The sequence below is a fragment of the Massilia arenae genome (genome assembly GCF_008014745.1).
Taxonomy (GTDB): domain Bacteria; phylum Pseudomonadota; class Gammaproteobacteria; order Burkholderiales; family Burkholderiaceae_D; genus Telluria; species Telluria arenae.
Genome location: NZ_VPFD01000015.1, coordinates 91,662 through 105,527, shown reverse-complemented (window position 1 = coordinate 105,527; position 13,866 = coordinate 91,662). Strand labels below are relative to the sequence as shown.

The 13,866-nt window shown below is 65.6% G+C and carries 13 protein-coding genes; 10 read left to right on the top strand and 3 right to left on the bottom strand.

The window, feature by feature from the left end; all coding sequences use genetic code 11:
- From cyoB to FVD38_RS14360, 7 genes are read left to right on the top strand one after another with little or no spacing between them, the layout of a single operon-like run.
- A complete protein-coding gene (gene cyoB / locus FVD38_RS14390) occupies positions 1–2,010 on the top strand; it encodes a cytochrome o ubiquinol oxidase subunit I (RefSeq protein WP_147935443.1) in 2,010 nt (669 codons plus the stop codon).
- Complete coding sequence (cyoC, locus tag FVD38_RS14385; RefSeq protein WP_147935442.1) at positions 2,003–2,641, top strand: cytochrome o ubiquinol oxidase subunit III; 639 nt, start codon at positions 2,003–2,005, stop codon at positions 2,639–2,641. Before cyoB ends, cyoC begins: the two co-directional genes overlap by 8 nt.
- Positions 2,638–3,015: a cytochrome o ubiquinol oxidase subunit IV gene (gene cyoD, locus FVD38_RS14380; protein WP_147935441.1), complete on the top strand. Its 378-nt coding sequence runs from the start codon at positions 2,638–2,640 to the stop codon at positions 3,013–3,015. The genes cyoC and cyoD overlap by 4 nt, the downstream gene beginning before the upstream one ends.
- Positions 3,016–3,837, top strand: a complete 822-nt coding sequence (locus FVD38_RS14375; RefSeq protein WP_147935440.1) for an SURF1 family protein — start codon at positions 3,016–3,018, stop codon at positions 3,835–3,837. It abuts the gene before it with no gap.
- A gap of 52 nt (positions 3,838–3,889) precedes the next feature.
- Positions 3,890–5,248 (top strand): ATP-binding protein, encoded by a 1,359-nt coding sequence (locus FVD38_RS14370; protein ID WP_147935439.1) that lies wholly within the window; start codon positions 3,890–3,892, stop codon positions 5,246–5,248.
- Complete coding sequence (locus tag FVD38_RS14365) at positions 5,235–5,774, top strand: response regulator transcription factor (protein ID WP_123071367.1); 540 nt, start codon at positions 5,235–5,237, stop codon at positions 5,772–5,774. Before FVD38_RS14370 ends, FVD38_RS14365 begins: the two co-directional genes overlap by 14 nt.
- Positions 5,775–6,221 carry a c-type cytochrome gene (locus FVD38_RS14360; RefSeq protein WP_147935438.1) on the top strand — a complete coding sequence of 149 codons (447 nt, stop codon included), beginning with the start codon at positions 5,775–5,777 and terminating at the stop codon, positions 6,219–6,221.
- Between the two features lie 20 nt (positions 6,222–6,241).
- On the opposite strand, the gene FVD38_RS14355 is transcribed toward FVD38_RS14360, so the two are convergent.
- Together FVD38_RS14355 and FVD38_RS14350 are read right to left on the bottom strand one after the other, a co-directional pair.
- Positions 6,242–6,754, bottom strand: coding sequence for a PEP-CTERM sorting domain-containing protein (locus FVD38_RS14355; RefSeq protein ID WP_187271596.1), 513 nt, complete (start codon positions 6,752–6,754; stop codon positions 6,242–6,244).
- Positions 6,755–6,923: 169 nt separating this feature from the next.
- Positions 6,924–7,685 carry a ZIP family metal transporter gene (locus tag FVD38_RS14350; protein WP_147935436.1) on the bottom strand — a complete coding sequence of 254 codons (762 nt, stop codon included), beginning with the start codon at positions 7,683–7,685 and terminating at the stop codon, positions 6,924–6,926.
- Positions 7,686–8,076: 391 nt separating this feature from the next.
- On the opposite strand from FVD38_RS14350, the gene FVD38_RS14345 reads away from it, so the two are divergent.
- Positions 8,077–9,306, top strand: coding sequence for a cation:proton antiporter (locus FVD38_RS14345; RefSeq protein ID WP_147935435.1), 1,230 nt, complete (start codon positions 8,077–8,079; stop codon positions 9,304–9,306).
- Positions 9,293–10,414 carry a YbdK family carboxylate-amine ligase gene (locus tag FVD38_RS14340; protein WP_147935434.1) on the top strand — a complete coding sequence of 374 codons (1,122 nt, stop codon included), beginning with the start codon at positions 9,293–9,295 and terminating at the stop codon, positions 10,412–10,414. The genes FVD38_RS14345 and FVD38_RS14340 overlap by 14 nt, the downstream gene beginning before the upstream one ends.
- A 3-nt stretch (positions 10,415–10,417) precedes the next feature.
- On the opposite strand, the gene FVD38_RS14335 is transcribed toward FVD38_RS14340, so the two are convergent.
- The gene (locus FVD38_RS14335; protein WP_147935433.1) at positions 10,418–10,918 is read right to left on the bottom strand and encodes a MarR family winged helix-turn-helix transcriptional regulator; all 501 of its coding nucleotides are present in this window, start codon (positions 10,916–10,918) and stop codon (positions 10,418–10,420) included.
- Positions 10,919–11,023: 105 nt separating this feature from the next.
- Here FVD38_RS14335 and FVD38_RS14330 point away from each other — a divergent pair, with 105 nt between their 5' ends.
- Positions 11,024–13,837, top strand: coding sequence for a bifunctional diguanylate cyclase/phosphodiesterase (locus FVD38_RS14330; RefSeq protein WP_147935432.1), 2,814 nt, complete (start codon positions 11,024–11,026; stop codon positions 13,835–13,837).
- Positions 13,838–13,866: the final 29 nt, after the last annotated feature.

Below are 13,866 nucleotides of genomic sequence, written 5' to 3'. Positions count from 1 at the left end.
ATGCAAGAATCATTCGACTTGACGAAGTTTATCTTCGGTCGGCTGGGCTGGGACGCGATCCCGCTCCATGAGCCGATTCTGCTCGCTACCTTCGCAGGCGTGATCGTCGGCGGCCTGGCCCTCGTGGCCATCCTGTCGTACTTCCGCCTGTGGGGCACCCTGTGGAAGGACTGGATCACCAGTATCGACCACAAGAAAATCGGGATCATGTACATGATCCTGGGCCTGATCATGCTGCTGCGCGGCTTTGCCGACGCCCTGATGATGCGCGCCCAGCAGGCGATCGCCTTCGGCGACAACGCCGGCTTCCTGCCGCCGCACCACTACGACCAGATCTTCACCGCCCACGGCGTGATCATGATCTTCTTCGTGGCGATGCCGTTCGTGACGGGCCTGATGAACTACGTGGTGCCGCTGCAGATCGGTGCGCGCGACGTGGCCTTCCCGTTCCTGAACAACTTCTCGTTCTGGATGACCACCATGGGCGCCGTGCTGATCATGGCATCGCTGTTCGTGGGTGAGTTCGCACGCACCGGCTGGCTGGCGTATCCGCCGCTGTCGGGCATCCTGGCAAGTCCGGGTGTCGGCGTCGACTACTACATCTGGGCGCTGCAGATCGCGGGTGTCGGTACCACCCTGTCGGGCGTCAACCTGATCGTCACCATCATCAAGATGCGTGCGCCGGGCATGGACCTGATGAAGATGCCAGTCTTCGTCTGGACCTCGCTGTGCACCAACATCCTGATCGTCGTCACCTTCCCGATCCTGACCGCCGTGCTGGCCATGCTGGGCATGGACCGCCTGCTCGACACCGCGTTCTTCACGAGCGACCGTGGCGGCAACCCGATGATGTACGTCAACCTGATCTGGATCTGGGGCCACCCTGAGGTCTACATCCTGATCCTGCCGGCCTTCGGTATCTTCTCCGAAGTCGTCTCGACCTTCTGCGGCAAGCGCCTGTTCGGCTACACCTCGATGGTGTACGCGACCTGCGTCATCATGGTCCTCTCGTACCTGGTGTGGCTGCACCACTTCTTCACCATGGGTTCGGGCGCCAGCGTCAACGCGTTCTTCGGCATCACGACGATGATCATCTCGATCCCGACCGGCGCCAAGATCTTCAACTGGCTGTTCACCATGTACCGCGGCCGCATCCGCTTCGAACTGCCGATGATGTGGACGATCTCGTTCATGCTGACCTTCGTCATCGGCGGCATGACCGGCGTGATGCTGGCCATCCCGGCGGCCGACTTCGTGCTGCACAACTCGCTGTTCCTGATCGCTCACTTCCACAACGTCATCATCGGCGGTGTCGTGTTCGGTATCTTCGCCGGTATCAACTACTGGTTCCCGAAAGCCTTCGGCTACAAGCTGGACCGTTTCTGGGGCCTGGTCTCGTTCTGGTTGTGGTCGATCGGTTTCTGGGTCGCGTTCACCCCACCGTACATCCTGGGCTTCATGGGCTACACCCGTCGCGTGAGTCACTTCGACGATCCTTCGGTGCAGTGGCTGTTCCAGATCTCGTTCGTGGGCACCCTGATGATTGCCGGTGGTATCGGCGCGCTGCTGATGCAGTTCTATGTCAGCTTCCGTGACCGCAACACCGCTCGTCTGCGCGACTTCACCGGCGACCCGTGGGAAGGCCGTACCCTGGAGTGGGCGACCTCGTCGCCACCGCCAGACTACAACTTCGCCTTCACCCCGGTGGTGTACGACAACGACACCTTCGCCGACATGAAGAAGAACGGCTACCGTCGTCCGCTGAAGGACTTCGTGGCGATCCATATGCCGAAGAACACCGGCGCCGGCATCATCATCTCCGCGATCTCGTGCGTGGTGGGTTTCGGCATCATCTGGCATATGTGGGCGCTGACCGTGGCGTCGTTCATCGCGATGATGGTCGCGATCATCATCCATACCTTCAACTACAAGCGCGACTACTACATTCCGGCCGAAGAAGTGGCCCGTACTGAAGCAGAGCGCACCCGTATGCTGGAAAGCCATGTCTGAACTTAAAGCAACTGTAACCGGCGGCAGCGTCGCCGACGACGTGAGCGGGCGCTACATCGCCCGCGAACACCACCCGGAGCAGGGCACGCTGCTGGGCTTCTGGCTCTACCTGATGAGCGACTGCCTCATCTTCGCGTCCCTGTTCGCGACCTACGCGGTGCAAGGCCGCTCGTACGCCGGCGGTCCGACCGGCGCCGAGCTGTTCGAGCTGCCGCTGATCGCGCTCAACACCGCGTTCCTGCTGGTGTCGTCGCTGACCTTCGGCTTCGCCATGATCGCCGCGCAAGCGAAGAACCTGGCCAAGACCCGCATGTGGCTGGTCGCGACCGGCATCCTGGGCCTGGCCTTCCTGTGCGTGGAAATCTATGAGTTCCAGCACCTGATCCACATGGGCGCCGGTCCGCAGCGTTCGGGCTTCCTGACCGCGTTCTTCGCGCTGGTCGGTACCCACGGCCTGCACGTGACGTTCGGCATCATCTGGCTGGTGACCCTGTTCTTCCAGCTGGGTAAACACGGCCTGACCCCGGAGAACTTCCGTCGCCTGTCGTGCCTGTCGCTGTTCTGGCACTTCCTGGACCTGATCTGGATCTTCGTCTTCACCTTTGTCTACCTGATGGGAGTCCTGCCATGAGCGACCACCACGACCACGGCCATCATGGCCACGACGTCTACGTGACGCACTACAGCCAGAAGGATTACCTGATCGGCTTCGCGCTGGCAGCGATCCTGACGATCATCCCGTTCTGGCTGGTGATGGGCAACGTGCTGGCGCCAGAGACCACCAAGTGGGTCATCCTGCTGTTCGCCGGCGTGCAGCTGATCGTGCAGATGGTGTACTTCCTGCACCTTAGCTCGAAGTCGGAAGGCGGCTGGAACATGATGGCCGCCATCCTGACGGTCGTCATCCTGGTCATCGTCCTGGCCGGTTCGATCTGGGTCATGCATCATATGAACACCAATATGATGCCGGGCATGGGTCCGAACAGCACCCACGACATGACCTAAATGGCAGTAGTGCACGAACAGCCGGTAGTGCCGGCACACCCTCACCGCTCCGCCTTCGTGCGGCGCGCCCTGGCAGTGGCGGCCCTGCTGCTGTTCGTGCTGTTTGCCGGTCTTGGCACCTGGCAGGTGTTTCGCCTGCAATGGAAACTGGACCTGATCGAACGCGTCGACGCACGCGTTCATGCGGATCCCGTTGCGCCGCCATCGGCGACGCAATGGCCGCAGATTTCAAAAGAGTCCGACGAATACCGGCGCGTGCGCCTGTCGGGCCACTATCTCTACGAATTGACCACACCGGTGCAAGCGCTGTCCGATCTCGGCGCCGGTTTCTGGCTGCTCACGCCGTTATGCCTTGACTCGGGCCACATCATCCTCGTCAACCGCGGTTTCATTCTGTCGAGCGGCAATATCGCGCAGCAGTACCCGGCCAACAAGGCCGCCGGCGACCCGTGCGCGGCCGCTGCTAGCGCGCCGGTCGCGCTCACCGGCCTGCTGCGCATCGCCGAACCGAAAAGCGGTTTCCTGCGCGATAACGATCCCGTCAACAACCGCTGGTATGCGCGCGAAGTGGGCGCCATCGCCGCCGCGCGCGGCCTCGACCCCGCGAACGTCGCGCCGTTCTTCGTCGACGCCAGCAAGGGCCAGGATCCGAAGGACGCGCCGGAAACGGCGGTCGGCGGCCTGACCGTCATCTCGTTCCCGAATAATCACCTCGTCTACGCGCTCACTTGGTATGCTCTGGCCCTCATGGTAGCCGCCGCCACGTGGTGGATCGTGCGCTATGAGGCAAGGGCCCGGCGCAGCGGCGACGCCGACGATTAAGACGCCTGGCGCGCCATGCGCGCTGGCCGCAGGACAGACAACACGGATTCCGATGCAATCTCCGCTGGATTTCTTTGCCAGGGCGGCGCGCTCGTCGCCGTCGGCCGCCGCCGCCAACGTCGAGTTCGCGGCCGGCCACAAGAATATGCTGCAGCTGATCGAGCTGCGCTGGATCGCCGTCATCGGCCAGATCACCACCATCGCCTCGGCCATCATGATCTTCCGGATCGAGCTGCCGCTGGTGCACATGCTGCAGGTGCTGGCCTGCCTGATCGCCTTCAACGTCGCCAGCCACCTGCGCTGGCACGAACGGCGCCCGGTCTCCAATGGCGAGATGTTCCTGGCGATCCTGGTCGACGTCTCCAGCCTCACCGTGCTGCTCTACCTGTCGGGCGGCACCACCAATCCCTTCGCCTTCCTGTACCTGCTGCAGGTGATCGTCTCGGCCGTGCTGCTCGACGTGCTGTGGACCTGGAGCATCGTGCTGGTCACGATCGCCTGCATGGCCGGCCTGGCCATCTACGCCCAGCCCCTCGCGCTGCCGTTCGACCATGCGCGCGGCATCGGCAGCCTGTACGTGCAGGGCCTGCTGGTCTGCTTCGCGCTCAATGCGGCGCTGTTGGTGATGTTCATCTCGCGCATTTCGGACAACGTGCGCGACAAGGCGACCCAGCTGGCCGCGCTGCGCCAGCGCGCGGCCGAAGAAGAGCACATCGTGCGCATGGGCCTTCTTGCCAGCGGCGCCGCCCACGAGCTGGGCACGCCGCTGTCGACGGTCTCGGTGATCCTGGGCGACTGGAAGCGCATGCCCGAGTTTCGCAACAATCCCGAGATGCTGGGCGAACTGACCGAGATGCAGACCCAGCTCAAGCGCTGCAAGGCCATCGTCAGCGGCATCCTGCTGTCGGCCGGCGAAGCGCGCGGCGAGTCGGCCGAGCGCACCACCGTCAGCCGCTTCCTCAATGAGCTCGCCGAAGGCTGGGAAGCCAGCCGTCCGGTGCGCACCTTCATCTACAATAACCGCATCGCCGAGGACCTGCCGGTGGCGAGCGACTCGGCGCTGCGCCAGACGATCGACAACCTGCTCGACAACGCGCTCGAGGCCTCGCCCGACTGGGTCTATATGGACGCCCACATCGACGAGCGCACCCTGGTGCTGACCGTGTTCGACCGCGGCCCCGGCTTCGCGCCCAGCATGCTGGCCCATTTTGGCAAGCCCTATCACTCGACCAAGGGCAAGCCCGGCGGCGGGCTGGGGCTGTTCCTGGCGGTGAACGTCGTGCGCAAGCTCGGCGGCACCGTCACGGCGCGCAACCGCCGCCAGGACGAGGACGGCGGGGCCGAGGTGTCCGTGCGCCTGCCGCTGGCCGCCATCGAACTGGAAGAGGAAATAGACAATGCAGAATCCTGAGCCGCTGCTGCTCATTATCGAAGACGACGAAGCCTTCGCCCGCACCCTCTCCCGCTCTTTCGAGCGGCGCGGCTACCGCGTACTGGGGGCCACCGGCCACGACGAGGCGCAAGCCCTGCTGGCCCAGCACAATCCCGGCTATGCCGTGGTCGACCTGAAACTCAAGGGCAATACCTCGGGGCTGGCTTGCGTGCAGCTGCTGCACGAGCACGACCCGGATATGCTGATCGTGGTGCTGACTGGCTTTGCCAGCATCGCCACCGCGGTCGAGGCGATCAAGCTGGGCGCCGTGCAATACCTGGCCAAGCCATCGGACGCCGACGATATCGAGGCCGCCTTCGGCCACATCGCCGGCAGCACCGACGTCGAGGTGACCAACCGCTCGACCTCGATCAAGACCCTGGAATGGGAGCGCATCCACGCCGTGCTGGCCGAGACCGATTTCAATATTTCGGAGGCGGCGCGGCGGCTGGGCATGCACCGCCGCACGCTGGCGCGCAAGCTCGAAAAGCAGCGGGTGAAATAGATGCGGACGGCGCCAACGCTACAGGCATTCCTGCTGTTGCTCGCCCTGGCCGGCTGCGGTCGCACCGACACGGCGGCCGTGGGGCAAGTGTCCGAGGCAGCGTCGCCGGCCCGGATCGAGGCTGGACGCAAGCTGTTCGCGCGCTGCGCCGGCTGTCATGAGCTTGGGCCGAAGGCCGGCCATATCTTCGGGCCGCATCTGAACGGCGTGCTGGGACGTGAAGCGGGCAGCGTGCCCGGCTACGCATATTCTCCGGCGCTCAAGGCGTCGACGCTGGTGTGGGACGAAGCGAATCTGACGGCCTTTATCCGCGATTCGGAAAGGGTCATCCCGGGAAACAAGATGCGCTTCATGAGCTTCCTGAGCGATCGTCAGGCGGGGGACATCGTGGCCTACCTGGCCACGCAGGGCGGGACGCAGGCTGGGCAAGGCCAGCCACGTCCCTGATAGCGTCTATTTGACGTCGCTTATTTGACGTTCTTGCGGCGACGGGCAGCCAGCAGGCCCAGGCCGGCGGCCAGCAGCGCGGCGCTGGCCGGCTCCGGCACTTCGACCGGATCCGGCAGGGCATCGAGGTCGCTGATGGTCAGGACGTAGTTGCCAAAGCCAGCGTATTCGGTGAGCGAGAAGGTGCCGAGGGTGAACTCATGGCGCGATTCCTTGCCGGTGTACAGCTGCGGGCCATTCGCGGTCAGCACATAACGGTCGGTGTAGAAGTCGTACAGCTGCAGGCCGCCGCTGATCGCCGAATTGAAGAACGTGATGTCCAGGGCATCATAGCCCGCGAAATTGCCCGCCACCTCGGCGAAAGTCAGGCCCCCGTTGTTGTCGGAGCTGTCCGGATCGCGATCGGTGTCCAGCTGCCAGCTTGCGGTGTAGTCTCCGCTGAGCTTGAATTCGTACAGGGCTGCGTTGGCAACGCCGGCCGACAGCAGGGCGGTGGCCAGGGCCGCTTTCATCAGGTTTTTTACCAATTTCACGTGTTGCTCCATCTCTCTGGTTGATTTTCGCAAACATCACAATGATGTCACCGATACAACACTAAGCAGGAAGCGTGCCTGATTGATATTTTTATATTAATCAATGACTTGCATATAATACTTCGAGTAAATACGCGGAAGAATGTAAAATTTCCCGACAGCAGCCGTGTTAGCTGCCGAGCTTGCTGAGCGCGAAAGCGGCCAGGAATCCGGCGGCCACGATCAGCCCGGCGAAGTCGTGGGTTTCGTCGAAGGCCTCCGGGATCATGGTGTCGACCACCATCGCCAGCACGCCGCCCGCGGCTACCGCCGTGGTCGCCGCCAGCATCTCGGGAGGAAAGCGGTGGAATACCGTATAGCCGAGCAGGGCAGCGAGCCCGGATGCCACGGCGATGCCGCTCCAGACACCGTAGATGTGGGCCGGCGAGCGGCCGGCATGCCGCATCCCGGCCGCACTGGACAGGCCCTCGGGCAGGTTGGACAGGAACACCGCCGCCACCACCGCCACGCTGACCCCTTCGCCTTTCAATAGCGACAGGCCGATCACGATCGATTCCGGGATCCCGTCGAGCAGGGCGCCGACCGCCAGCGCCGCGCCGCTGGCGTCCTTTGCCGCTGCCGCTGGGCGTGGCCCGGCACGCTTGCGGTGGCGCGCTCCCTTGTGCCCCAGCCACCAGTTGGCAACCGTGTAGAACAGGGCCCCGAGCAGGAAGCCGGTCGCGGTCGAGGCGAAGCCGCCGGTGTCGATCGCCTCGTCCATGAGTTCGAACGACAGCGCCGAGATCAGGACCCCGCTGCCGAAGGCCATGATGGCCGCCACCAAGCGCTGCGGAACCTTGAAACGCACGCCGATGAAGGCGCCCAGGAGCAGGGCGGCGCCCGCCATCAATCCCCAGCCACCTGCCTGCAGCCATCCCGGTATCGAGTCCAAAGCGCCTCCATGTGTTTCATACATGCTAATATTTTCGAGCACGTATAGTGCGCACTGCTGACCAATAGACGGTCGGGAACACGAATTTCCCTCATGACGGACGGGTAGGGTGAGCTATTGCCTGTCTGTACATTCGCACAAATAGGGTTGCCACGATTATATTTTTCGTGCAGTATAGCTGGGTGGCAACCGGCAGCGTCCGGTTGCCCCGATCAGCGATGAGGCGGCTCACCCCGTTTCTTTTCGCCCCCCGCATCCGTCGGGGGGCATTTTTCGACACGCGGCGTAGCGTTTCCCCCATCTGCCGCGTCTGGTGCTCCCCGCGCCGAATCGGACCATCGTGCCTGCGCGGCTCCCTGCCGCCGATCGGCGCGTCCCACCGGAGAATTGGATGAGCGAGCTGCTTTCACTCACGCATGCGCTGGCCTGGCCGCTGGCGCTGACGCTGGCCTGGATGACCGGCGAGCTACTGTACCGCTGGGCCAACGTGCCGCGCATCTCCATCTATGGCTTGTGCGGCTTCGTGTTCGGCAACCTGTCGAGCGGCTATCTGCCGCCGGCCCAGGCCGACAACTTCATGATGCTGGCTAACCTTGGATTCGGCCTGATGCTGTTCGAGCTCGGCTACCGCATCAACCTGCGCTGGCTGCGCACCAATCCCTGGCTTCTGCTCACCTCCGTGCTCGAAGCCGGCCTGACCTGGGCCGCGGTGTATTACGTCTCGCGCATCTGCGGCCTCGACGTCCTGCCGGCCTGCCTGCTGGCGGCCCTGGCCATGGCCAGCTCGCCGGCCGGCCTGCTGCGCATCGTCAACGAGCAGGGCGGCGGCGGCCAGGTGACCGAACGCGCCATGCACCTGACTGCCCTGAACTGCGTGCTGGCCGTGTTCGTGTTCAACGTGACGGTGGGTTTCGGCGTATTCCAGACCTCGGGCGACGTGGTCCACGCCAGCTGGACCGGCCTGGTGGTGCTGGCGGCATCGAGCGGCCTGGGCGCTGCGCTGGGCTGGCTGCTGCCGCTGTGGCAGCGCGTGGCCAGCCATGTGCGCTCCAATTCCACCCTGACGTTCGCGGTCTTCGTGTTCCTGCTGGTGGCGATCACCCACGTCCTGAAACTGTCGCCGGTGCTGGCAGCGCTGACCTTCGGCCTGGTGGCGCGCCACCGCCGCGTCACCCTGAGCCCGGCTCAACGCAACTTCGGCGCCCTGGGCGACCTGCTCACCGTGCTGCTGTTCTTCTTCGTGGCCACCACCATCGCCTGGCAGCCGACCGCCGAAGGCCTGATGCTCGGCCTGTTGCTGCTGCTGGTGCGCGCCTTGGTGAAAGTAGCGGTGTGCACCGCCACCGCGCGGGTGTCGGGCATCTCGGCGCGCAAGGGCGCCCTGACTGGTGTTGCGATCATGCCGCTGACGGTGTTTGCCATCATCCTGATCGAGCAGACCCGGCGCTCGGGCGTCGACCTGTTCGACACCCTCACACCCCTGGCGCCATTGGCCGCGATGGCCATGATCCTGGAAGTGCTGGCGCCGATCCTGACCCAGATCGCGCTGACCGGCGCGCGCGAGTCGGGTTTAGCCAAATACAAGAATGTCGTCAAGGAGGACAAGGATGCCGCTGCCTGAGTTTTCGCGCTCGGAACCGCTGACCATGGGCGTCGAGCTGGAGTTGCAGCTCGTCGGCCTGTCGGATTTCGACTTGGCCCCGGCCTCGCCGGACATGCTCGATCTGCTGGCGCGCGCGCCTTTCCCCGGCGCCGTCACGCCCGAGATCACCGAGAGCATGATCGAGATTAACAGCAGCATCCATACCGGCTACGCGCCGCTGGTGGACGAGCTACGCCTGATCCGCGACACCCTGCTGCGCGCCGGCGACCGCCTGAACGTGGGCGTGTGCGGCGGCGGCACCCATCCGTTCCAGCAGTGGACCGAGCGCCGCATCTATGAAAAGCCGCGTTTTCGCGAGGTGTCGGCGCTGTACGGCTATCTGGCCAAGCAGTTCACCGTATTCGGCCAGCACGTGCACATCGGCTGCGGCAGCGGCGACAATGCCCTGTACCTGCTGCATGCACTGAACCGCTACATCCCGCACTTCATTGCGCTGTCGGCTTCGTCGCCCTTCCTGCAGGGCAGCGACACCCAGTTCCATTCCTCGCGCCTAAATTCGGTGTTCGCCTTCCCGCTGTCGGGCCGCGCGCCGTTCCTGCTGAAATGGGAAGACTTCGAGCGCGATTACTTCAAGCGCATGGAAGACACCGGCATCGTGCGCAGCATGAAGGACTTTTATTGGGATTTGCGCCCCAAGCCCGAATACGGCACCATCGAGCTGCGCGTCTGCGACACCCCGCTCACGGTCGAGCACGCCGCAGCGCTGGCGGCCTACCTGCAGGCTCTGTGTAGCTATCTGCTGGCGGGCAACGAAGCGCCGCCGCGGGAAGACGATTACCTGGTCTACAACTACAACCGTTTCCAGGCCTGCCGCTTCGGTCTCGATGGCAATATCGTGCTGCCGCAGGAACACCAGCAAGTCAGCCTGCGCGACGATATCCTGGCCACCCTGGCGCGTATCGCGCCGCATGCCGAGCGGCTCGGCTCGGGCGCCGCGCTGACCCATCTGTCCCATGTGACGAAGGCAGTCGGCGATGCCGAACAGCTGCGCATCGTGCACGAACACGAGGGCAGTGTGGAGGCGATGGTAAATCTCGCCCTGGGGAAATTCCGCGGCGAGGTGTAAACCTCAGGAGTGGCTCAGAGGGATCTTGCCTGCCGACTCATCCGCATCCAGGCGGGCGATCAGCGTTGCCAAGTCCTGTTCCAGGCGTAGCAGGGTGGCTTCATCCAGCGTGCCCAGTGCGCTGGGCAAGACACCGGCCGCCGGCCCGGGAACCCGGCGCAGCACTTCCTGGCCGGCTGGCAAGACACGCAGTGCGACGTTGCGCCGGTCCGCGCCTTCGCGCGCCGCCGCCACGTAGCCACGCTCGACCAGGCCACGCACCAGGTTGCTGGCGGTCGACTGGTGGATGTCCATGGCGCGCCCCAGGCTGGTGGCGCCGATGCCGGGCTGGCTCTCGATCACCGACAGCGCCCAGACCTGGGCCCCGCCCAGGCCCGAGTCGCGCTCGAGCTGGCGAAAATGTGTCTTGACGGCATTGAAGACGATACGAAACTGGCGCAGCACGCGCTGGGGCGGGGCGTCTGCTGGCAGGATCAACGGTGCGGGTGGGGCTTCGGAGGACATGGGCGAGATGATAATGCAACAGCTCGCAAAGCGGGGCCGGGCAGCGCGCTTTTTCTTGGCATGCGAAAGTCCCCCGAACGCTCCGTTCTGCGCTAGCATCGATTCATGCGAAGCGCATCCGCCAGCCCTGGTGTCCCGGAGCGCGGCCTGTCCCGGGCCGCGGTGGGCACCTGTCTGCTCGGCCTCGTGCTCACCTCGCTGCTGTGCGGCGCGGTGCGCAAGATGGAATACGACCGCGCCCAGGCCGAGTTCGACCAGCGCGCCGTGGTGCGGGTCGCGGCCGTGACCCGCGCCTTCGCCGAGGCCACCGACGCCGCGCGCGCCGTCAACCTGTTCTTCCGCGCCTCGAGCGACATCACGCGCGCAGAGTTCGACGCCTTCGCCCAGCCGCTGGTGGCGCGCCACGGCTATATGCAGGCGATGATCTTCCAGCGCTTCGTGGGCGACGCCGAACGCGCCGCCTTCGAGGCCCGGCGGCGCGCGTTCTGGCCGGGCTTCGAGATCCGTGAACGCATCAAGACCGGCGAGCCGGCCCTCACCCGGGCCGGCGTGCGCTGGCGCTACCTGGTCAACGACTACGTGGCGCCGATCGTCGGCAATGAGGTGGCTTTCGGCTACGATGCCTGGTCCAACCCGCCGCAGCGGGTCGATACCCAGCGGGCGATCGACACCGGCGAGCCGGCCGCCAGTCCCATTATCACCCTGCTGCAGGGTGGTGGCGCCCGCCACGGGATCCTGATCATCCTGCCGGTCTACCGGCCCGGCACCCAGCCTTTGGCGACCCCGGAGCGGCGCGCGGCCGTGGTCGGCGCCACCGAGGTGGTGATCGACGTCGCCCAGCTGGTGGGCGGCACCCTGGAGGCGGTGCGCCTGCTCGACGACGACACTTTCGCGCTGTCGCTGCGCGGCCCCGACGCCCTCGGCAACGTGGTCACCGCCTACCAGCACGGCAGCCTGGCCAAACCCGAGGGCTGGTGGGAGCGCCTGCTGGACGGCATGAACCTGCGCCACGTGGAAGAGTTCGAGATTGCCGGCAGTCCGTGGCAGGTAGTGGTCGAGGAACAGCCGCCGGCCCTGGGCGCCCACATGGCCGAGCTTGTGGCGATGGTGCTGGGGCTGATCCTGAGTTTCGCCGCCGCCGGCCTGGTGCAGCAGCGGGTGGCGCGCACGCGCCGCATCGAGGCCCTGGTCGAGCAGCGCACCGCGGCCCTTGAGCGCGCTACCGGCTCGCTGCGGCTGTACGAACGCGCGATGGAAGCGAGCGCCAATCCAATCCTGCTGGTCGACGCCGAGCAGCCGGGCTACCCGATCGAATACGCCAACCCGGCCTGCGAACGCACCTTCGGCTATCCGGCGCGCGAGCTGGCCGGCCAGCCCCTCAAGCTGCTCGCCGGCCTGGATGCCGACCAGCCGGCAGTGGAAGAGCTGCGCCGCGCCCTGCACGGGCAGCGCGAGGAGCACGCCCTGGTCACGGCCCACACCCGCGACGGAGTGGAGCTGATCAGCGACGTCTACGTGGCGCCGGTGCGCCGCGCCGACGGCAAGGCCGGGCATTTCGTGGTCACCGTCTACGACGTCACCACCGCCAAGCGCTACGAGGCCGAACTCGAACGCCATGCCCACTACGACACGCTCACGGGGCTGGCCAACCGGTCCTTGCTGTCCGACCGTATCGAGCGCGCCATCGCCAATGCCGGCGGCATGCCGGTATGGACCGTGCTGCTCGATTTCGACCACTTCAAGCTGATCAACGACACACTCGGCCGGCGCGCCGGCGACGAGGCGCTGCGCATGCTGGCCGCACGTATCAACGGTGCACTGCGGCCGGTGGACACCGCGGCCCGGGTCGGCGGCGACGACTTCGTACTGGTACTGGTCGGCGTGGCCGACGAACGCCAGGCCGCGGCCCGCATCCAGCAGGTGCGCGAGGCGGTCGCCGAACCGATCCACCTGGCCGGCCAGCGCCTGGTGCTCAGCTGCAGCGCCGGCGTGGCCGCATTCCCGGCCGACGGGCTGGACGCCGACAACCTGGTCAAGCACGCCGAGATCGCGATGTACCGCGCCAAGTCCATCGGCCGCAACGGCGTGCAGTTCTATGCGCCGCACATGAATGCCCAGGCCTTCGACCGCCTGGCCCTGGAGAGCGCGCTGCGCCATGCGCTGCAGGACGACCAGTTCGAGCTGCATTTCCAGCCGCAGGTCGACCTGGCCACCGGCTGCGTGGTCGGCAACGAGGCGTTGATCCGCTGGCGCCATCCCTTGCTGGGTACGGTGCGGCCCGACCGCTTCATCGCGCTGGCCGAAGAGACCGGCCTGATCGTCCCGATCGGCGCCTGGGTGCTGCGCACCGCCTGCCGCCAGAATCGGCGCTGGCAGCGCGCCGGCCTGGGGCCGCTGCGCATCGCGGTCAACCTGTCGGCGCGCCAGTTCGCCGAGCCCGACCTGGTCGACACCGTAGCCCAGGTGCTGCGCGAGACCGGCCTGGCGCCGGGCTCGCTCGAGATCGAGCTCACCGAGAGCATGATGATGGCCGACGCGGACGCCGCCATCCGCACCATGGAATGCCTGAAGCGCATGGGTGTCAAGCTGTCCATCGACGACTTCGGTACTGGATACTCAAGCCTGCAATACCTCAAGCGCCTGCCCGTCGACGTGCTCAAGATCGACCGCTCCTTCGTGCAGGACATCGTGGGCAACCCGGACGGCGCGGCACTGGTCGACGCCATCATCTCGCTGGCCCACGGCCTGCGCATGCAGGTGATCGCCGAAGGGGTCGAGACGATCGAGCAGCTCGACTACCTGCGCGGCTGCGGCTGCGACGAAGTGCAGGGCCACGTCTACAGCCGTCCGCAGACGGCCACACGGGTCGAGGCGCTGCTGCGCGCCGGGCGGGTGGAGCCGGCGGCTAGCACCGCCTGACATGCTGCACATCCCATCCCGTGCCGTGG